14 protein-coding genes are annotated in these 21,034 nt (G+C 42.9%); 10 read left to right on the forward strand and 4 right to left on the reverse strand.

What is annotated here, in order from left to right; genetic code table 11:
* The first annotated feature begins 68 nt into the window (after positions 1 to 68).
* Together AB4140_RS12530 and AB4140_RS12535 are read left to right on the forward strand one after the other, a co-directional pair.
* Entirely contained in the window at positions 69 to 2,225 is a 2,157-nt protein-coding gene (locus tag AB4140_RS12530; protein WP_372001146.1) for an ExeM/NucH family extracellular endonuclease, read from the forward strand.
* 228 nt (positions 2,226 to 2,453) lie between these two features.
* Complete coding sequence (locus AB4140_RS12535; RefSeq protein ID WP_102439980.1) at positions 2,454 to 3,587, forward strand: DUF1624 domain-containing protein; 1,134 nt, start codon at positions 2,454 to 2,456, stop codon at positions 3,585 to 3,587.
* Between the two features lie 90 nt (positions 3,588 to 3,677).
* Here AB4140_RS12535 and AB4140_RS12540 read toward each other — a convergent pair whose 3' ends face one another.
* Positions 3,678 to 4,781: a phosphoribosylaminoimidazolesuccinocarboxamide synthase gene (locus AB4140_RS12540; protein ID WP_102439979.1), complete on the reverse strand. Its 1,104-nt coding sequence runs from the start codon at positions 4,779 to 4,781 to the stop codon at positions 3,678 to 3,680.
* A gap of 269 nt (positions 4,782 to 5,050) precedes the next feature.
* On the opposite strand from AB4140_RS12540, the gene AB4140_RS12545 reads away from it, so the two are divergent.
* Positions 5,051 to 5,986, forward strand: coding sequence for a DMT family transporter (locus AB4140_RS12545; protein ID WP_372001161.1), 936 nt, complete (start codon positions 5,051 to 5,053; stop codon positions 5,984 to 5,986).
* A 132-nt stretch (positions 5,987 to 6,118) separates the two neighbouring features.
* Here the strand turns inward: AB4140_RS12545 and AB4140_RS12550 are convergent, their stop codons facing one another.
* The 3 genes from AB4140_RS12550 to uvrA form a co-directional block, all read right to left on the reverse strand.
* On the reverse strand, positions 6,119 to 7,948 hold the full coding sequence (locus AB4140_RS12550; protein ID WP_102439978.1) for a DEAD/DEAH box helicase: 1,830 nt from the start codon (positions 7,946 to 7,948) through the stop codon (positions 6,119 to 6,121).
* A gap of 326 nt (positions 7,949 to 8,274) precedes the next feature.
* Positions 8,275 to 9,315: a M20/M25/M40 family metallo-hydrolase gene (locus AB4140_RS12555; protein ID WP_102475471.1), complete on the reverse strand. Its 1,041-nt coding sequence runs from the start codon at positions 9,313 to 9,315 to the stop codon at positions 8,275 to 8,277.
* A gap of 89 nt (positions 9,316 to 9,404) precedes the next feature.
* Positions 9,405 to 12,323 carry an excinuclease ABC subunit UvrA gene (uvrA, locus tag AB4140_RS12560; RefSeq protein WP_102439976.1) on the reverse strand — a complete coding sequence of 973 codons (2,919 nt, stop codon included), beginning with the start codon at positions 12,321 to 12,323 and terminating at the stop codon, positions 9,405 to 9,407.
* A gap of 340 nt (positions 12,324 to 12,663) precedes the next feature.
* On the opposite strand from uvrA, the gene AB4140_RS12565 reads away from it, so the two are divergent.
* From AB4140_RS12565 to AB4140_RS12595, 7 genes are all read left to right on the forward strand, one after another.
* The gene (locus AB4140_RS12565; RefSeq protein WP_102439975.1) at positions 12,664 to 14,031 is read left to right on the forward strand and encodes an MFS transporter; all 1,368 of its coding nucleotides are present in this window, start codon (positions 12,664 to 12,666) and stop codon (positions 14,029 to 14,031) included.
* A gap of 65 nt (positions 14,032 to 14,096) precedes the next feature.
* A complete protein-coding gene (locus tag AB4140_RS12570) occupies positions 14,097 to 14,819 on the forward strand; it encodes a single-stranded DNA-binding protein (RefSeq protein ID WP_102439974.1) in 723 nt (240 codons plus the stop codon).
* 175 nt (positions 14,820 to 14,994) lie between these two features.
* A complete protein-coding gene (locus AB4140_RS12575; protein ID WP_372001149.1) occupies positions 14,995 to 16,317 on the forward strand; it encodes a site-specific integrase in 1,323 nt (440 codons plus the stop codon).
* A complete protein-coding gene (locus AB4140_RS12580) occupies positions 16,301 to 17,854 on the forward strand; it encodes a site-specific integrase (RefSeq protein WP_372001151.1) in 1,554 nt (517 codons plus the stop codon). Before AB4140_RS12575 ends, AB4140_RS12580 begins: the two co-directional genes overlap by 17 nt.
* Positions 17,847 to 19,928 carry a hypothetical protein gene (locus AB4140_RS12585; RefSeq protein WP_372001154.1) on the forward strand — a complete coding sequence of 694 codons (2,082 nt, stop codon included), beginning with the start codon at positions 17,847 to 17,849 and terminating at the stop codon, positions 19,926 to 19,928. The genes AB4140_RS12580 and AB4140_RS12585 overlap by 8 nt, the downstream gene beginning before the upstream one ends.
* Complete coding sequence (locus tag AB4140_RS12590) at positions 19,928 to 20,455, forward strand: hypothetical protein (protein ID WP_372001156.1); 528 nt, start codon at positions 19,928 to 19,930, stop codon at positions 20,453 to 20,455. The genes AB4140_RS12585 and AB4140_RS12590 overlap by 1 nt, the downstream gene beginning before the upstream one ends.
* A gap of 73 nt (positions 20,456 to 20,528) precedes the next feature.
* Complete coding sequence (locus AB4140_RS12595) at positions 20,529 to 20,966, forward strand: VPA1267 family protein (RefSeq protein ID WP_372001158.1); 438 nt, start codon at positions 20,529 to 20,531, stop codon at positions 20,964 to 20,966.
* Positions 20,967 to 21,034: the final 68 nt, after the last annotated feature.

The following is a 21,034-nucleotide window of genomic DNA, read 5'->3' on the forward strand; positions in this document are numbered from 1 at the left end:
ATTAGCGATTAAATAGTCCGTTGTAATATGGCTTTAATAAGCATAAGAATAATAAGTTGGAGTGTTAAATGAGAGTAAGCAAGTTATCTGCAATATCGTTAGCCATCACATTGGTTATGAGTATGCAGGCACAGGCCAAAGCCGTAACGACACAAGACGTGACAGCGAATGAGTTTTCATGTGAAGGCAAAACCACTGTTCCTATCTATGAGATCCAAGGCGCTGGTGAGATGAGTCCATTTATCGCTGCAGGCGCGGATGAATCCATTCATGAAGTGACCACTAAAGGTGTGGTTACTGCGCGGGCAGAAAGATTATATAAAGGTTTTTTTATTCAAGATCCCCAAGGTGACGGCTCGCCTTTGACATCTGATGGTATTTTTGTCCATTGGGGAGACACTGCGCCAGCAGAAATTGTCCCGGGGATGCAGATTTGCGTCACTGGTAAAGTACAAGAATATGCAGGCTTTACCCAAATCAATATTGCACAGCAGCAACAATTTCACTTAGGTAACTATGTTGGTGAGTTGCCAGCGACCCCGTTACATATTGCTGATGGTCAATCACTTGCCGAAGCGCTGGAGCGTGTTGAAGGCATGAAAGTGCTATTAGACACTGCAAGTGACATGAAAGTTACCCGTTCATTTAGCCTAGATTATGACTCATATCGCAACAACATGGTGCTATCCCATCAAGCGCCACTGATGAAAGCCACGCAGGTTTATGCACCATTATCAGCAGAGGCGATAGCATTGAATCGCGCCAATATCGCCAACCAGCTGGTGGTTGAGTCAGACTATAAAGCTGAACATGGCGAGGTGCCGTATTTCCCAAGCTTTAATGCCGATAACGGCTATATTCGGGTTGGCGATCAGTTGACCAATATTGAAGGTGTGATTGGCTATAGTTATGAGCAATATCGCTTTATGCCAACCAATGACATTAGTGCCAGTGATTTTATTCGCCATCATGATCGCACCGTAGCGCCAGCCATTGCGGCCCAAGGTGACTTACGGGTAGCAAGTTTTAATGTACTGAACTTCTTTAATAGTGAGTTTGGCGGTGATAAAAACCCATTAGGCCACAATCGCGGGGCAAAGCTTGAGTCTGAAATGCTGCTGCAGCGCACAAAAATCGTGAATGCGATGGCGGCGATGAATGCCGATATTATTGGCTTAATGGAAGTTGAAAATAATGGCTTTGGTAAGTTAAGTGCCATTCAAAATCTAGTTGATGCCCTTAATGCCAAGCTGGCACCTGAGCAGGCTTATCAATTTGTTAAAGTCACTGACAATGACGGTTTCATCGGCACTGATGCTATCGCAGTTGGCATATTATATCGACCCGCCGTTGTTGCTTTAGCTGACGCAGCTCAAATAATCGCGACCCCTGAGCAACACGTGGCAGAAGGAGCGCTAACCCGTATCAATGAGGGCGTAACAGAAACAAATCCCGCCTACCATAAATATCAGCGCCACAGCCTAATGCAAAGCTTTAGCATTAATGGTAACAAGCTGACGATTGTGGTTAATCATTTTAAATCTAAAGGCTCAGGCTGTTTAGAAGATTGGTCAAGCTTTAATGAAGATTCAGAGCCTGTAGATTTACAGGGCAAGTGTAATGCCTTTCGCGTTTCTGCTGCTAAAGTGATCGGTGAGTCGGTAACCGGCTTAAACGGTGATGTGCTGGTGATTGGCGATTTAAATGCCTATGGCAAAGAAGATCCGTTAGCAGTACTCACTGACTATGATGCCAGCCTAACTGAACATGTGATAAAAACCGCCTCACACACCAGCTTAAATGGCGCAGAGCATGATGCACAAGGACGTGTGATTGATAAGGGCTATGGGCTAATCAACTTAAACACCCAAGCACATGGGCCTGCTACATACTCGTACAGTTATGGTGGTGAGTTAGGTAATTTAGACCATGCTTTAGGTAATACAAGCTTAGCGGCTCGGGTAGTGGCGATTGAAGACTGGCATATCAATGCGGTTGAATCGAGCTTGTTTGAATACAGTAGCAAATACACCGGCGATTTAGTTAAGTCTGACAATGGCTATTCATCATCAGATCACGATCCGGTGATCATCGCCCTGGCATATCCCGAAGTACAGGATACTAAAGATGCAGATGCTATAATGACAGCCAAAGATGATGGCGGTAGCTTAGGTTACTTAGGCTTATTGCTCTTGTCTGCTTTAGGTTTTCGCCCTAAAGCCTAATCGATGTATTATTTAATAGAAATTATTATCATTTAAAATCGGTGGTGGTTTGTAAATTTTTTGAGCGTATTTTATTGCGCTTTGTGCTTGCTTTACAGGCAATTTACTTTAAATCACCGTGATAAAAAAAACGCCTGTTATAGTGTTGTGCTAGTAATTGCACCATTTAATGGCTGTGTTTTTTGAGTGTTAAAGAGAGTCGAAAAGTTGAATACCGTAACCGCTCCAATGTTAAAAAAGCGAATTGATAGTATCGATATTATGCGCGGCATTGTAATGCTTATCATGCTGCTGGATCATGTTAGAGAGCGGTTTTTCTTTCATGAGCAAGTCACCGATCCGATGACACTGGATAGCACCAGTACCGGATTATTTATAAGCCGATTTGCTGCGCATTTTTGTGCGCCTACTTTTGTGTTTTTAACCGGAGTATCAGCGTGGTTATATAGCCATCCGCAATTTGGCCCACAGCGCTCCGCAAGGTCATTTTTAATCAAGCGTGGCCTGTTTATTATCGCATTAGAGTGCACAGTGATTACGTTTCAGTGGATGGGCAATTACGAGATGATTTGGCTGCAAGTCATGTGGGCAATTGGCATCAGTATGTTGGCGCTAGCGTTATTAATCGGCTTACCAAGATTTTGGCTTGGGCTTATTGGCTTAGTGATCGTATTTGGTCATAACATGCTTACGCCCATTAGCTTCTCGCCAGGGGAGTGGGGTTATACGTTATGGGCCATATTGCATGACCGCGGCAATATCTTAACCAATGACTTTATCGGCATTAGAGCCAGTTATCCGGTACTACCTTGGATTGGGGTGATTTTGTTAGGCTATGTGATAGCACCGATTTACAGTGCAAGCTTTGATGATAACAAACGTCATAACCTGCTCATTGGGCTTGGCTTAAGCTGCTTTGCGATTTTTGCAGTCTTACGCGGTTTTAATATTTACGGCGAAACACTTGATTGGCAGCAAGGTGAAACCCTAGTAATGACATTAAAGTCGGTATTTAACTTAACCAAATATCCACCTTCATTGGACTTTTTACTGGTGACTCTTGGCGGCACATTATTGTGTTTACGGACGCTTGAAAAGCTGAACCCGCGCTATGGTAAAGTGTTATCAACCTTTGGATCAGCGCCAATGTTTTTCTATATTGTGCACTTATATTTATTACTGTTTATGTACCGCTTTGCCGTTAATGTCATTGGGCCTAACTATGGCGATTTATATGGCTTTACCGATATAAGCTGGGTGTGGGCGGTGACGGTGATATTGGCGCTGCTGCTGTACTTTCCAACTAAGTGGTTTAGTCAGTACAAGCATCAAAGTAAACAGGGCTGGATTAAGTATTTCTAGACAATGGCGTTAACCAAAATGTTGTGGTTAATCAGTAGATAGTAAAAAGGCGCATTAAGCGCCTTTTTCGTTTTATGTGTGGATTTAGGATTAGTCGATTAAGTCATATTGCTCGGCTAAAACGTTAATAATATCCGCTTTTGGGTTGTCAGGTAGCGAGATGCTAGTGCCGGTTACCTTTTCTGCCACGCCAGTGTATGTGCGAGAGACATTCATCATCGCATCTAATGGTAAGTCGTTATCACGGGCGAGGGCTTCACGCTCAGGCATTCTATCTTTGTTAAGCAGAATATCGGCATCGTCAAAATGATTGAGCAGAAATTGACGAAAGCCTTCTTTGGAGTTTTCAACAATCTTGCTATCACGATACGCTGCGCCATCCCAAATACGTGACGAGTCTGGTGTGCCCACTTCATCCATGTAAATCAGTTTGGAGTTACCGTCTTTGTCATTGACGTAGCCAAATTCAAATTTAGTATCGACAAACATTTGGTCGTGGGTGGCTAGCGCATCTGAGATGACCTTAAAGCCTTGCTTTAATAATACTTCATATAAGTCGATATCGGCTGGTTTTTCAAAGCCAAAGGCTTGGTAGTTGGCTTCAATATCGGCGCGGCTAATGTTGACATCATCTTGCTCAGGCACACCTGGAATACCGGTTAAAATGCCTTTGGTTGAAGGGGTTATCAATAACTCTGGTAGTTTTTGATCTTTGGTTAACCCTTCAGGCAGTGTGATACCGCAAAATTCGCGTTCGCCTTTGGCATAAGCGCGCCACATTGAACCGGTAATGTATTGACGACAAATCGCTTCAACTTTAATTGGACGCGCTTTTTGCACAATCCATACAAATGGGTGTGGGATATCAAGAATATGGCTATCGGCTAAACCATTTTCAGCAAACAACTTAAACCAATGATTAGAGATAGCGTTAAGTGCCGCCCCTTTACCTGGAATGCCCTGTAAATTACCTTCACCATGAAAAATACAATCAAATGCTGAAATGCGATCGCTGATCACCATTATCGCTAATGGGGTATCAGCTGGCACGTTATAGCCTTTATCGGCAATTAAGCGGCGGCTATCAGCCTCAGTTAACCAATATACACTGCGAACTTTACCGCTGTGTACTGGCTTATCGGTTCGGATCGGCAAATCGTTATTGATAGCGAGAACTGAATCAGCAAGACTCATGGCCAGTATTCCTTAAGAAATTGAGTGTAGGGAGATATCCTTTATTGATAAGGATAGTTAGGTATTTTTATGGCGGCTATTTTACCTGTATTAAGGCAGATTTCCATGCTTATCAGGCGGCTAAACTCTTAATCCTGTATAGCGAATACTGAGGCAAATTAAACTCGCTATTCGCCATTGGCTTTATTGGCATAGCTCTTTAGAATGAATTTTCTGCAGCTTTACCATTAAAGAGCGAATATCTTGTGAGCCATACCCGTTTAGGTCTTATGTTTGTCAGCGTTGCCGTTGTGTTTTGGGGGATATTACCCATAGTGCTTAAGTTATCCGGAGGGTTTATTGATCCGGTTACGTTAACTTGGTTTAGGTTTTTAGTGGCCTTTGTGGTGACCTTTATTCTGCTATGGCGCTTTGGTAATTTGAAGCAATTTAGTCAACTGCAGGGGGGTGATTGGCTAAAGCTTGCTGCTGCAGGTATTTTACTGATGCTCAATTACACCTCTTTTGTGTATTCACTGGATTACTTATCACCAGGTACTGCGCAACTTAACTTTCAAACTGCACCGTTCTTTTTAGCCTTTGGTGGCGCACTGTTTTTTAAAGAGCGGCTCACGGCGGTGCAGCTAAGCTGTTTTGCAGCTCTGGCATTAGGGGTGTTGCTGTTCTTTCATCCCAGCCTTGATATGCCAACAGAGAGTGGCAGTAATATTTTGTTGGGAGTGCTGATTGTACAGTTTTCTGTGTTGTCGTGGACGAGTTATGCGCTACTGCAAAAGTCACTGTTCACTAAGCTATCACCCAATAATGTGTTGCTATGTATCTATGGCTTAGGGATCCTTGTGATGGCGCCTTTTAGCGAGTTTAGTCACTTTGGGCTTATGGATAGCAGCCATTGGTTGATCGTCGGTTTTTGTGCCATCAATACCTTAATTGCTTATGGCTGTTTTGGTCAGGCGATGAAGTACTGGCCCACGGCGCAAGTGAGTGCCATGCTCGCGCTGACGCCAGTGCTCAGTTTTAGCGTTAACGCTTTAGTGGTGTATTTAGGCTGGTGGCCTGAGGTGTTTAAGGTTGATGTGATTGATCTGTGGTCGCTGCTGGGGATTGTATTGATTGTTGGCGCTGTGTTTACCATGCAACTATGGCCCTTGTATGTGGGCAACAAGCAAAAGCGGCAAGCCCATGTCGAAGGCGAAAGCGTTTAAGACCAAAGCGTTTATCGCAATAACTTTAGCGTTATTAGTGCTTGTAGGATGAGTTTTATTTCAGCCATAAAAAATGGAGCCACAAGGCTCCATTTTTATGCGTTAAACCAACGTTAGTTGGACTGCAAGTATTTACTCGCTGTCACGTGGCTTACGTGGACGGTCGCTACGAGGGCGGTCACTACGTGGACGATCACCACGAGGGCGGTCGCTACGAGGACGGTCACTACGTGGACGACGTGGTGCTTCAGCTGGGAAAGAGGCATCACTCGCTTCACGAATGTTTAATGCTTTACCGCAAACACGTACTTTTCTTAAGTGGCCTAGTACATCTTTTGGCATGCCGTCTGGCAAGTCAATTGAAGTAACTTGATCAAATAATTGAATTTGACCAATGAACTGGCTGTCAATGTTTGCTTCGTTAGCGATGGCGCCAACGATATTACCTACACCAACACCGTTATCACGACCTACATCGATTACGTAACGGCACATTTTAACATCAGGCTTATCTTTCAGGCCTTCAGCGCTACCAAAGCTTGTTGGCAATGGACGGCTGCCGCGTGAATCACGACGAGGACGCTCACGACCAGCGTCGCGAGGACCACGATCATCACGGTCACGTGAATCACGTTGACGCTCTTGAATCGCAGGAAGTTGTAATGGACGCTCAGCCTGTACTTGTTGAAGTAATGCTGCTGCGAGTAAGTCAGTGTCAATTTCAAGCTGCTGACATAACTGAGCCACTGCATTTTTCATGAAATCTAAGTCACCGTTAACGGTTTCTTGGATTTGCTCACCTAAGCGTGATAAACGACGCTCAGCAACAGTTTCAGGGCTAGGTACTTTCATTGGCGAGATACGGCTGTTCGTTGCACGTTCGATAGTGCGAAGCATACGCATTTCACGGTTGGTAACGAAAAGAATTGCCATACCAGTACGACCAGCACGACCTGTACGGCCAATACGGTGTACATAAGCTTCTGAATCATATGGGATATCGTAGTTAACTACGTGACCAATACGTTCAACGTCAAGACCACGGGCCGCAACGTCAGTAGCAATTAGGATGTCTAACTTGCCGCGTTTAAGTTGGTCAACAGCACGTTCACGAGCTTGTTGGTTCATATCACCGTGTAATGGTGAAGATGCATAGCCACGCGCTTCAAGTTTTTCAGCAAGTTCAACACAGCTGTTACGGGTACGTACGAAGATGATAATACCTTCAGTATTTTCAACTTCTAAAACACGTACTAACGCTTCAAGTTTGTTGTGTTGTGATACTTGAACATAACGCTGATCAATTGACTCAACAGTAGTATGGCTAGCAGCAATACTAATGTGAACAGGGTTGTTTAAGTGCTTGTTCGCAACGCGCTTGATTTGCTCTGGCATAGTCGCAGAGAAAAGGGCAAGTTGACTGTCTTTTGGTTTGTGCTCAAGAACCCATTCGATATCATCGATGAAGCCCATTTTTAGCATTTCATCAGCTTCATCAAGAACAAGTGCTTGTAGTGCATCAAGTTTAAGAGTGCCACGACGCATGTGGTCCATTACACGACCTGGCGTACCAACAACAACTTGTGGGCCACGACGTAGCGCACTTAATTGTTGATGCATGCTTTGACCACCATAAATAGGTAGTACATGGAAGCCTTTCATGTGTTTAGCATAGCTACCAAATGCTTCAGCAACCTGAACAGCAAGTTCACGTGTTGGTGCAAGCACTAGGATTTGAGGAGCATTCAGCTTTTGGTCAACATTACTTAGTAAAGGCAGTGCGAAAGCACCTGTTTTACCTGTACCTGTTTGAGCTTGGCCTAAAATATCTTTACCTTCCATTAAAGGATCGATACTAGCAGACTGAATTGGAGTTGGTTTTTCGTAACCTAGATCGTCAAGGGCACGAAGCAAATTCTCGGATAAACCAAGTTCGCGGAAAGTTCTTTCATCGGATGACATTGAGTTGTAGCCTTGTGGATGCGTACGAAGTTATTGGCATTCGTACTAGAGTTTCACAGACAGAAAATCAACCCCGTGTCGATTTCCCGCGTCAAAGGGGCAATATTATAGCAAGCTTTGGCCTCGTTGACTATCTAATTTTAACAAATAACTAAAATTGGCCTGATTATTGTAGCGCTTACTGAGCGATTAACTAAGTAACTTTTGACGTAATTAAATCAGAAACGGTTATTTTATGGCCGTGATTCATTTAATCCATTTTTTTATAGCGGATAAACAAGCCTTTTCGCAAATGCAGTTGCAGTAATCGCCTTAGTGCTCAATTTCTAGCGCTTTACAATGATGCGCTGTTTATCCAGTTTAAGTAGCGTGAATGCCGTTTCAGTGACTGCTGCTAAAAAGTTAATATCGATAGTATCTAAGGTGTCTTCAACAGTGTGATATTGCTTATGGGTTGGCACGCCTAAATAGAGCCAAGGAATACCAGCTTTGTGGAACGGGTAATGATCTGATGCTCGCAGCCAATTAATTTTGAGCATACTGCCATCATTTAGCCTTGAACGACTCTGTCTCACACATAGATTATTATAGTCTTGGAGCTGGTGTTTTATCTGCTTAAATTGAGATACATTTTGCTCCCCTTCAATATAAATGGCTTTGGGTCTAGAAGGGTGGCCAATCATGTCTAAGTTTAGCGACATTTCTAGCTGCATATCTGGCAGTGTTAACAGTTGCTGAACTAGCGCGTATGAGCCAAATAACCCCGGCTCTTCAGCATCGGTGGCAACTAGCATTAAGTTAACCGCCGGATCGCCATCTTGCTGCCATTGCTTTGCAATCGCTAACATTGCAGCAATGCCTGAAGCATTATCATCAGCCCCAGCAAAGACTTTACTGCCACGACTGCCTAAATGGTCATAGTGGGCGGTAATAATGCGCCAGCGCTGGGATGCTTGCTTTGATTTAATCGTGGCAATGAGGTTAATACCCTGTTTATCAGCAAAGTTTTGCCGATAAACAAATGGCAGCATAAATTCTTTTTGCCAAGGTGATAACCCCAGTTCAATAAAGCGCGCACTTAGGTATTGGCGGGTTTTTTCTGCACCTATGGTATTGGTTTTACGGCCAGCCAAATCATCACTGGTTAATATGCGAATATCTTCGATGAGTTGATTTTTATCAGCCCATTGACTGGAAGTGTCATTTCCACAGTTTTGCGAAGCGCAGCCGCTTAGCAAAAAACACAATGCCACTGGCGTCAATCTAATCGATACAGTGAAACAGGGTGGTTTTTGAACATGATATTTTTGCAGAAATGATGCTAATACCGAGGATAAATAAGCCAGAGTATTTTGGTAAAATTCCATTTATATCCCTCTGGCTTGATGAGTAAACTAACTCAATGGTGCGCATACCGCAGCAGGTGTATTCTGTGCAATTACTATCAGTGTAATCGCTATTTGGCTTTAGTGGCCTTCTTTGCTGGAGTTTTCTTCACGCTACTTTTATTGGTGACACCTTTATTAGCGACACCTTTTGGGGCCGCAGCCTTCTTGGTCAATAGCGGCTTTAAAAAGCGTGCAGTATGGGAGGTTTTATGTTTTGCCACCTCTTCAGGGGTTCCGCTTGCCAAAATAGTGCCGCCGCCGGAGCCGCCTTCAGGGCCTAGATCCACTAGCCAATCTGCCGTTTTAATCACATCAAGATTATGCTCAATGACCACTATGGTGTTGCCTTTGGCTTTTAAGCGATGCAGCACATCTAGTAGCAGCTGAATATCAGCAAAGTGCAAGCCTGTAGTGGGCTCATCAAGAATGTATAAGGTTTTGCCGGTATCACGTTTGGATAACTCTTTTGCTAACTTCACTCGTTGAGCTTCACCACCGGACAGTGTTGTCGCACTTTGACCTAAACAAATATACGCCAAGCCTACATCCACTAAGGTTTGCAGTTTTCTTGCGATCGCAGGGATTGGATCAAAGAAAACACGCGCTTCTTCAATGGTCATTTGCAGCACTTCGTGAATATTTTTGCCCTTGTATTTAACATCTAAGGTTTCGCGGTTATAGCGTTTACCTTTACAGGAATCACAAGGCACATACACATCTGGTAAAAAGTGCATCTCAACCTTGATTAAGCCATCACCCTGACAGGCTTCACAGCGGCCACCTTTAACGTTAAAAGAGAAGCGACCCGGTAAGTAACCGCGGCTTCGAGACTCTTGAGTTGCAGCAAATAATTCACGAATAGGGGTAAATATGCCGGTGTAAGTAGCAGGATTTGAACGCGGTGTTCGCCCGATTGGGCTTTGATCAATATCAACCACCTTATCGCATTGCTCCATGCCGGTAATGCTTTTATGGGCTGCTGGCTCATCAATGGTAGCGCCGTTTAGCATTCTGTGGGCAATTTTATAAAAGGTGTCGTTAATTAAGGTTGATTTACCCGAACCTGATACCCCAGTAATACAGGTAAATAAACCAATAGGAATGGTTAAGTCGACATTTTTAAGGTTATTACCAGTGGCGCCGCATAGCTCAATGACTTTTTTCGGATCCATTGGGGTGCGTTTATCACTAATGTGGATTTGCTTGGTGCCAGAAATATATTGGCCAGTGACAGACTCTTTACAGTCGAGAATGGCCTGCAGAGGCCCAGAGCAAATGATTTCGCCGCCGTGAACGCCTGCGCCGGGGCCAATATCAATCACATGATCAGCCATGCGAATTGCGTCTTCATCATGCTCAACCACAATCACGGTATTACCGAGATCACGCAGGTGTATTAGCGTTTGCAGTAAACGTTCGTTATCGCGCTGATGCAAGCCAATTGAAGGTTCATCCAGCACGTACATTACGCCCACAAGGCCGGCACCAATTTGACTGGCTAAGCGAATACGCTGGGCTTCACCCCCTGATAAAGTATCTGCTGAGCGGTCTAAGCTTAGGTAGTTAAGGCCGACATTGACCAAGAAGCCTAAACGATCGCCAACTTCTTTAAGAATTTTTTCAGCGATCTGCGCTTTTTGCCCTTCGAATTTAATCTCAGTGAAATAGCTCATGGCTTCACCGATGGACCACTGAGTCAGCTGCGGTAAGTTTAACTCGCCAATAAATACGTTACGGGCTTCTTCACGCAAACGCGAGCCGTCACAGCTTTTACAGGATTGGGTATTAATAAACTTTGATAGCTCTTCACGTACCGAGTTACTTTCAGTTTCGCGGTAGCGGCGATCCATATTATTGAGGATCCCCTCAAATGGATGATTACGAATAACCACATCACCACGATCGTTAATGTACTTAAAGGCAATGTTTTGCTTACCTGAGCCAGATAGAATAATTTTTTGTACTTTAGCGCTTAACTGCTCAAAGGGGGTTTCGACATCAAATTTATAATGTTCAGCTAAGGAGCTGAGCATTTGAAAGTAATAGAAATTACGTTTATCCCAGCCTCTAATCGCCCCGCCTGCTAATGACAGCTCGCTATTGGCAATCACTCTTTCTGCATCAAAGTACTGCTGCACACCTAAACCATCACAGGTTTGACAAGCGCCAGCGGGATTATTGAATGAGAAAATACGTGGCTCAAGCTCTGCCATGGAGTAGCCACAATATGGACAGGCAAAGTTAGCCGAGAACATCAACTCGTCTGCTTCTCCGGCCATGTCGGCAATAATAGCAATACCGCCTGATAACTCTAACGTCGTTTCAAAAGACTCTGCTAAGCGCTGCTTTAAATCATCACGCACTTTAAAGCGATCAACCACCACTTCAATGGTGTGTTTAACATGTAGCTCAAGGGTTGGCGGATCGGATAAATCACAAACCTCACCGTCAATTCTGGCGCGCACATAACCTTGAGCAGCCAAACTTTCGAGTAATTTTACATGTTCACCTTTACGGGCTTTGACCACGGGAGCTAATAGCATTTGGCGACTGCCTTCAGGCAGTTCCAATACTTTATCTACCATTTGGCTGACCGTTTGCGCGGTTAATGCTTGGCCGTGGGTTGGGCAGCGCGGCTCACCAACACGGGCAAACAGCAGTCTAAGATAATCATAAATCTCAGTGATGGTACCCACGGTTGAGCGTGGATTATGGGATGTGGATTTTTGCTCAATTGAAATTGCAGGACTTAAGCCTTCGATATGATCCACATCAGGCTTTTCCATCAAACTTAAAAACTGGCGCGCATAGGCTGATAGTGACTCAACATAACGGCGCTGGCCTTCGGCATATAAGGTATCAAAGGCTAACGATGACTTACCTGAGCCAGATAAACCTGTGATGACAATAAGTTTGTCTCGGGGGATGGTTAAATCAAAGTTTTTAAGATTGTGGGTTCGTGCACCGCGAATTTCAATGGTATCCATTCATCACTCTAGAGGTTGTTTTAGCTACCTTGTCAAAGTAGCAAAATTTGAGTTAGCTTAGTAAATAGCCGTTAGTGTATCGTTAATTAACTAGCTTATACAGTGTTTTATACAGTGTTGGTGACACTAAATGTACCCAGGGAGCCAGACTAATAGCGGCTGAAACCATAAAAAAACGACTGGGATATAAAACACATTATAACCTGTTTGTTTAACCTTATTAACAAATACGACAAACAGTTGCCTGTTGGTTCATTATTCCTTTTGAGCTAAATTAGAACGCTGTGATAATATGCGCAACTCGCATTTTTCTATAGATACACAATTTAAGGGCAACTGAATGGCCAACAATGGATTATCAGGCATTGAGAAGAAAGTCGCATTTTCGTTAGCCAGCGTGTTTGGTTTACGAATGATGGGCTTATTCATGATCATGCCCGTATTCGCGCTTTACGGCCAACATTTAGAGGGTTTTTCACCTCTATGGGTGGGTATCGCTATCGGTGCTTATGGCTTGACCCAAGCAGTGTTACAAATTCCCATGGGCATGTTGTCAGATAAATATGGCCGTAAGCCGATTATTTTGGCTGGGCTGGTGGTGTTTGCTATAGGTAGCGTGGTTGCTGCAATGTCAGATCATATTTATGGGGTTGTGCTTGGCCGAGCCATTCAAGGGATGGGTGCTATTGCCGCTGCAGTGTTAGCGCTGGCCGCCGATTTAACCCGCGATGAGCAACGCACTAAAGTGATGGCTATTATTGGCATGTGTATTGGTTTCTCGTTTGCATTGTCATTGCTTGCAGGGCCGATAGTGGCCCAATATGCAGGTTTAGAAGGGCTATTCTTTTTAACCGCGATCTTAGCGGTAGTGGGCATGATCATTGTGCAGGTGTTGGTACCTAACCCAGTCTCACAAGCGCCCAAAGGCGATACTGTTGCTACGCCCACTAAATTAAAGCGTATGTTAATGGACCCGCAACTGTTCAGACTCGATGCAGGGATTTTTATTTTGCATTTAGTGCTTACCGCCGTATTTGTGGCCTTGCCATTAGATTTAGTGGATGCAGGTTTAGTAAAAGAAAAACACTGGATGCTGTATTTCCCTGCCTTTATCGGCGCGTTTTTCTTAATGGTGCCGTTAATTATTATTGGTGTTAAACGTAACAACACTAAAACCATGTTCCAAATATCACTAATGATCATGATGCTGGCATTGGCAGCTATGGGATCTTATGCTGATAACCTCTGGGTATTAAGTGCCGCTGTGGTGTTATTTTTCACTGGTTTTAATTATCTTGAGGCGTCATTGCCTAGTTTAATTGCTAAATTTTGTCCGGTGGGCGATAAAGGCTCAGCTATGGGCGTTTATTCCACTAGCCAATTTTTAGGGGCATTTTGTGGCGGTATGCTAGGTGGCGGAGCTTATCAGCTGGTTGGCGCTGCAGGGGTATTTTATGTGGCACTTGGACTGATGTTTATTTGGTTATTATTAACCATAGGCATGGAAAAACCCGTACTGCTAAAAAGCTATACCCTTGAGGCACAAGTTAAAGATAGAAATCAGGCGAAAGACATGGCAACCCAGCTATCACAGCTATCTGGGGTAGCAGAAGCCATTGTCGTCATGGAAGAGAGAGCAGCTTATTTGAAAGTTGATGATCAATTCGATTTGAGTGAAGCGCGAGCTGTGTTAGGCTCTGTCAATTAGATCGTTTTGATCGCTCAGTTTTGTAATTTAGATTAGATAATAGATAAAATCGCAGGAGATTTTCGATGGCCAGTCGTGGTGTAAATAAAGTAATTTTGGTTGGTAATTTAGGTAAAGATCCTGAAGTTCGTTACATGCCAAACGGTAATGCCGTAGCCAACTTTACTGTAGCTACAAGTGAAACTTGGAAAGACCAACAGGGTCAGCAGCAAGAGCGCACCGAGTGGCACAATATCGTCATGTACCGTCGTTTAGCTGAAGTTGCTGGCGAATACCTAAAGAAAGGTTCTAAAGTTTATTTAGAAGGCAAATTGCAAACCAGTAAATGGCAAGATCAGACTACAGGTCAAGATCGCTATAAAACTGAAATCAATGCGATGGAAATGCAAATGCTTGATAGCCGCGGTCAAGGTGGTGGTCAGCAAGGTGGCATGAACCAAGGTTACGGTAACGCGCCGCAACAAAGTGCTCCTCAGCAAGCTCAAGGTGGTTATGGTCAGCAGCAACAAGCTCAAGGTGGTTTCCAACAACCAGCTCAAGCGCAAAAGCCTGCTTACACGCCTAAGCCTCAAGCGCCAGCTCAGCAGCCTGCCCAACAAGCACAAGGTGGCTTCCAACAAGCGCCAGCTCACCAACCTGCACAAGGTGGATATCAGCAAGCTGCTCCTGCGCAGCAGCAAGGTGGTTTTCAACAACCAGCTCCAGCACAGCGCCCAGCGCCAACGCCACAGCCACAAAATACTACACCTGATTTAGGCGGTGATTGGGATGATGATATCCCGTTCTAATTTACAGTAAATCTAATTATGTAGATAAAGCTGTTAACTAAAACCCCTTGAGTTATTGCTCTTACTGACTTGTATGTCTTTAAGGTAAATCTCAAGGGGTTTTTTTTTGTATAAAAAGAATTGACACCACGATTTAGTATTACTACTATATTTTTTGTATGGTTAAGGGGGTGTAATGAAGGTTGTCGATTATATTTTTTCAGAGGGCGAGCGTCGTTCACTATTAGTGAATGAAGATAGCTGTATTGATTTTTGGTCAACTCTTTATGTCACGGCAGAGCTTAGACAAGACCACAAGCAAACCTCAATCAAGAAAGAATTATATAGCATCAAGCTGCTGAGAAAGTGGGAACAGTTACATTCTCGAGATTTATTAGCTGAGATTCGACAGCTAAATTTTCCCACAAGGGAAACGATAAAATCTATCAAATACTTCTGTGGTTTATCTTCAAAAGCTGAAAGCTTAAAATCCACTAAGGTGGTGAGTTTCACTAAATTAGCCAAAACGCCTTCTGCACTTGATGCTGTTGATAAAAACTATCAGTACCAGCGTATGATCGGTATCAATAAATTCTTGGGGTTCTGTGCTTGGGAGTTGTGTAAATTCAAACCGAATGCGGCTGAAGTAAGAAGAGAAATCGAGGCGATGTCCGCGCAGTTTAAGGCCCATTACCCGAAAGGATTAAGCAACTTATCTAAAGCAACACACGCTGAAGCAGATGACTTTAAAGCTTTCTTGGAAGTCGCGCATCCAAATCATCCGCAAAACCCCTTCTCAAATTTCGAGATAAAATTGAGAAACTATTTACTCATCCAAATTTTGTACTGGACAGGGTGCAGACCATCAGAAGTGTTGTCTCTCACATTAGATGATATTGGGCACGATACAGACCAGCCTACATTACAATTTATTAGGCGCCATGATGACATCAATGATCCTCGTAAAGTTCAGCCTACATTGAAAACACAGGAGCGTGAAATAAACATCCCTCCCGCTCTATATACAGATCTCGAATATTACATCAGAGCGATTAGGCCAACATTTAACCGTTCAAAATCACACCCATATATTTTTGTTCATCACAAAGGTGGAATGAAAGGGTCCGCGATGACAGACAAAGCTTTTTCTGAAGCGGTTATTCCTAAGCTTAAAGCTGTAGATAAGATGTTTGCCAACATTCAACGTCGAGGATTTCGCATCTACTTCAACGAAAGGTTGTCAGCCCAAATTGATATCCATAATGAAGGTATTAGCGAACAGATTCTCGTTGCCGAGAAGCAAGGTTTGTATGAAGAGATAAAAGTGCTCAAGTCAAAGCTGATCAAAGACGGCGATGAAATTAATATGAGGATGATGTTAAATGGGCATAGCAGTCCTGACAGCGCAAGACCCTATTTAAATAGGTTTGCAGAACGTAAAGCTAGAGATATACATAAGAGCATGATGTTGGATATTAGTGCAGCAACAAAGGAAATAAAAAATGGTAGAAGCAGTTAGTATTTCCGTATTTCAAGACATTCAACACCGTCGAAGTAAGATGGGTTATGAGTTTTTCGACTCAGATGTTACTTGGCGCCTAGATAACTCTATCAAGTTGAATTGGGGACGATTACCTAAAAGTGTAAATGAAACCTTTGTAAATGGTTATAAAAAGCAAATGGCTGATCATGCAGAAGAATTATCTGCAAGTCACTGTAGCATCATATTCGAGATAATTTTGTCTATATTACGAACACAAGAAGCCAATGAGCTTTCTCTTTCTACGTTACAAAATTATCTGTCGACATTAGATAGTAGCTCAGAACATAAGCTAGGTTCGATCAGAGCTTTTTTATTGAACTGGATTGATAAAAAAATAGAGGGTATCAGCCCTGAAATTGAGTCTTGGCTTGAGCAAATTACTTTAAAAGGGATGAATAAAGGAGTACCTGTTGCAAAAGGCTGTCCTCACACTGGCGCATATTCCATGCAAGAGCAGGAAGCTGTGCTTCGATGGGGGGTCAATGCGTTTATGGCTGATAAGTTATCTCTTCGTGATTACACATGGCTGATGTTAAACATCTACCTGGGGGCTCGTCCTACACAGTTTTGTCAGCTCCAAGCTGGCGATCTTAGGATGAAAAGTCGGGATGGGCATACCGAATATACGCTGCAATTACCACATGCAAAAAAACGAGGTGTTAAAAACTTTAGAGATTACTTCAAGGAAGTGGAAATCGATGAAGATTTGGCTTTATTAATCAGTAATCAGGCACAAGTAACAGCAAAACTCATTGAAGAACAGGTGGGGATCTTAACGGAGAAGCAAAAAGCTGTGATGCCTGTTTTTGGTGCTCTTAAAAAAATAAGAGGTTTGAGTAGTAAAGGTGAACTGGATAACTTGAGATTAAATACCCCAGACGCAATACACTTTTCTAGAGGCTATGCCGATACAGTTCTTCGTAATTTAACTAAGATATGTGATGCAAGATCAGAACGTTTGAAGGGAGAATTCATTCATTTAACCGCAAGACGGTTTCGTTATACGCTGGGTACAAATGCCGCTAGACGTGGTTTATCGCCATTTGTTATCGCGAAGATTTTAGGTCACAGCGATATACAAAACGTCAAGGTATATACGGAGAACGTTAAAGAGCTTGGTGAAGAAATCAATGAGGCGCTAGCTGCTGTCCTAGCCCCTCTTGCTCAAGCATTTGCTGGCACCCTAATATCAAGTGAAGCTGATGCTATTAGAGTGAATGATCCACTGTCTCGAATCCACAACAGTCATGGTGATAGCCTAGGAAATTGTGGAAAATATGGTTTTTGTTCAACTGGTGGAAGGGCTTGTTATACATGTGCAAAATTCCAACCCTGGGTTCATGGTAGGCACCAAGTATTTTTAAATGACCTACTCGAAGAACGAAAGCGATTACGCGATAAAGGGGCCAGCTCCTTTGTATTGCAATCAACCGATAGAGTCGTGCTAGCCATGCAGGAAGTTATCATACTTTGTGAGAAAGCGAAAAGAGATGTGGGTTTGTTAGATGGATAAATCAGATAATAATGTCATCAAATTTTGGCAAGCAAAGCATGACAAAGATACCCAACGAAACTTGACTGAGTTCATTTTGTTTGCTCAAACCGAGCTCACTCTATACAAAGAACAAGGCTGGGACGCGCCTAGTTGGAAACCAAATAAGGGACAGACTTTAGTTTTCGGATTCAGGCAAATAGAAGGGAATAATTATTCTCCTATAGATACTTTTAAAGGCCCATATTTAGAGTTTGTGAAAGCCTTTATGCGCCAGCAAATGACCCTTAAGGAGATTACGTCTGCCCATTTATGGATATCAATGTTTCGTAATCTATATCTAGCGTTGGTTGCTCAAGGAGACGACAAAGCACCATGCATTCTAGACGTTACCGGGCAAACATTAAAAGATATTGTCGCGATAATAAAGCAATCTGAAAATAACCTTACACGCCGTTATCAAATCGGAGGTAAGTTAACCTATCTTGTAAAATGGCTACTTAATGAGCGTATAGTACTTACGTTACCAACGTTTAAAAACCCATTTCCCAGGCAAGCTGATAAAGTTGAGCAACTAGGTAAAGAAGCTGACAAATTTCGTGAAGAACGATGCCCCACTATGCACGAAATGCTTTGTTTAGCTGATTGCTTTGCAAGAGCAGAAAATGTTCAAGATAAATATTATACCAGTGCCCTCGTTTTACTTTGCTTTGCACCTGGTCGTATCAATGAACTTGATGGCTTAACGATACACTCTTTACAACAAGGTGATGATGACGGTTGGTACATAGTCTGGCATGGGTCAAAAGGTTATCCAGATCATCGAAAACCTGTCCCCCCCTTGATGCTAAATGTCGTTACAGAAGCATTTAATCGGCTGATTGAAATCGGCAAACCAGCCCGAGAATGCGCTAAATGGGCATATGAACACCCTAATGAGTTCTATAAACACGAAGGGTGTATTACGCCACCATATCACAAAGACAATCTGCCTTTGTCGGATTCGCAAATTGCTCATGCAATGAATATTGTGAGCTTTTTAAACTGGAATGGTGTGAGTTTTCAAAACTCCAAGGTATTAGCTAATTGGCTAAATGAATTATTAGAAGAAAGCACAGTGACTTATTCGCGTTTGAATGAGGTCGTTCATCAAAAATATAAAAAGAAAAGTTGGCCCAAAAACCCAGACTCAAAGAGACCTGTTTGGGAAAACCTATTGCTGTATCGAGACCTTGAATTAAAGCCGAAAAGCGCAGCAAAACAGTTTAGTTGGACTATGCCATCGATTAACGCATTTAATGAACAACTTAGCAAAAAACCTAAATCAATGAGCACCCTTTGGGAGCGATTTGATATGACTCAGAAAGATGGTATTCCAATAGCGTTAACCACTCACCAATTTCGAGTGTGGCTCAATACTCACGCCAAAATTGGTGGTGTTGATGATTGGAAAATTGCTCAATGGTCTGGTCGAGCAGATTACCGCCAGAATTCCGCTTATGACCTTCGAACACTAGAACAAAAAAGTAGACTAAGCACTGAGCTGATGGTGGCTAGTTACGATGATACGCCTTCAGCTGTTACCTTGAAAAAGTATAACTTACCGGTCACATTGAAATCGGTTGGCATTGACAGGGAAGGTATTGCTGATTTTACGGGGATTGGGTTCTGTACGCATAATTTTGCGCAAACACCATGCACAAAATCTGGTGAGTGCGTGACTTGCAAAGATCATGTTTGCCTAACGGGAATCCCTGATACTCTGGAAGAGCTAGAGCAACTGGAAAAACTAATATCAGAACAATTAGATAAAGCAATACAAGCTAATGGTAAAGATGTGTTTGGTGCAGATAGATGGGTTACGCATCACGGATGGAAATTGGGGCATATACGCACCCTAATCGCGATGATGAAAGATGAAAGCCTTCCAGAGGGAACCGTTATTCAAATTCCTGTAGAGCATGACCCATCGCCAACGAGACGAGCGCTTGAAGATAAAAAAATGGTCACAGACTTAGAGGGACATAGCAACACTAAAGCGCATATTAAGCCTCAATTAACCGCAAACATAAACAAATTATTGGGTTTTGGATAATGCCAAAAATAGTCATAACAAGCAGCAGTAAAAAGAAGATTCTTGATATAATTTCAGGTTGGCAAGGCAAGCTTTCTTGGTCATTACTGTGTGAGCGAGTAACCAAAGAGCTCGGATTGGATAGTATTGTTTCCAGACATACTCTATTGGCGTATGAAGATGTAAAAATTGCATTTGAAGAGAAGAAAGCTTGGCTTAAAGAGCAACCTTTCTCTTCCAGTAAAAAAGATGATATGCAATTGCAAGATGCGTATTCCCGTATTGAAAAATTAGAAGTTAAAGTTCGACTTCTTGAGGCAGAAAAGACTGCATTGACGGAGCAATTTGTAAGGTGGCAATACAATCTTTATTACATGAGCAACAATATGGATGAATTAAATAAAGAGCTGCCAGAGGGAGTAAATATTGAAGAGCTAAGAATAGAACTAGAGCGCAAGCCTGCACCTTCCAATATCGATATGTCGAAACTGAACCAGCCTTTAACCAAGTTAACAAGAGCTGATGACAATAAACGTAAACGAACGTGAATGCTGATTTAGGAGCCCCAATGCTAAATTTATCAATTTACTCAGCAATGTACTGACACAGGGAGCTTAATAAATGGCTAATGGTCAGCAAAAAGCACAGCAAAACCTCGATGCGTTTTTGGAGTGGGAGGCAACGCAAGATGATGATGACTTTAAGGAAATAGTACGTAGAGGTCAGCTAAACCGCGTGGAAATTGCTAAAGCGGTCGGTTTTGGTAAATCGACTCTAAGTCAAAATCCTGCAGTAGTAAAGAACTTAAAGCGACTTGAAGATTGCTTGCGCGAAAGAGGTGTCTTACCACCTCTGACAGAAGCTGCAAAAAAAGAAACTGACAAGCCTAAACAATACGACAATACGGCGAATCGCAAGGCGCTTGATTCAAAACGTTTATCAGCATTGGAGGCTGAAAACATTGAATTGAAAACCAAAGTGAAAGAGCTTAAAGGTAAGCTTGAGCGCTTTGGTGAATTGTCAGAAACCTTGTCAGAAATGGGGTTCATGCCTCGATGAATGCTACCTTACACGAAGACCAATTGCGCGTCACCAGTATCCCCTATGCCTCATCAAAGATGGTGATA

Source organism: Shewanella sp. 10N.286.51.B2 (genome assembly GCF_041469265.1).
GTDB lineage: Bacteria > Pseudomonadota > Gammaproteobacteria > Enterobacterales > Shewanellaceae > Shewanella.

Coding starts and splice junctions, on each gene's coding strand:
- AB4140_RS12530 (WP_372001146.1), top strand. CDS start 69: ATGAGAGTAAGCAAGTTATCTGCAATATCGTTAGCCATCACATTGGTT.
- AB4140_RS12535 (WP_102439980.1), top strand. CDS start 2,454: ATGTTAAAAAAGCGAATTGATAGTATCGATATTATGCGCGGCATTGTA.
- AB4140_RS12540 (WP_102439979.1), bottom strand. CDS start 4,781: ATGAGTCTTGCTGATTCAGTTCTCGCTATCAATAACGATTTGCCGATC.
- AB4140_RS12545 (WP_372001161.1), top strand. CDS start 5,051: ATGTTTGTCAGCGTTGCCGTTGTGTTTTGGGGGATATTACCCATAGTG.
- AB4140_RS12550 (WP_102439978.1), bottom strand. CDS start 7,948: ATGTCATCCGATGAAAGAACTTTCCGCGAACTTGGTTTATCCGAGAAT.
- AB4140_RS12555 (WP_102475471.1), bottom strand. CDS start 9,315: ATGGAATTTTACCAAAATACTCTGGCTTATTTATCCTCGGTATTAGCA.
- uvrA (WP_102439976.1), bottom strand. CDS start 12,323: ATGGATACCATTGAAATTCGCGGTGCACGAACCCACAATCTTAAAAAC.
- AB4140_RS12565 (WP_102439975.1), top strand. CDS start 12,664: ATGGCCAACAATGGATTATCAGGCATTGAGAAGAAAGTCGCATTTTCG.
- AB4140_RS12570 (WP_102439974.1), top strand. CDS start 14,097: ATGGCCAGTCGTGGTGTAAATAAAGTAATTTTGGTTGGTAATTTAGGT.
- AB4140_RS12575 (WP_372001149.1), top strand. CDS start 14,995: ATGAAGGTTGTCGATTATATTTTTTCAGAGGGCGAGCGTCGTTCACTA.
- AB4140_RS12580 (WP_372001151.1), top strand. CDS start 16,301: ATGGTAGAAGCAGTTAGTATTTCCGTATTTCAAGACATTCAACACCGT.
- AB4140_RS12585 (WP_372001154.1), top strand. CDS start 17,847: ATGGATAAATCAGATAATAATGTCATCAAATTTTGGCAAGCAAAGCAT.
- AB4140_RS12590 (WP_372001156.1), top strand. CDS start 19,928: ATGCCAAAAATAGTCATAACAAGCAGCAGTAAAAAGAAGATTCTTGAT.
- AB4140_RS12595 (WP_372001158.1), top strand. CDS start 20,529: ATGGCTAATGGTCAGCAAAAAGCACAGCAAAACCTCGATGCGTTTTTG.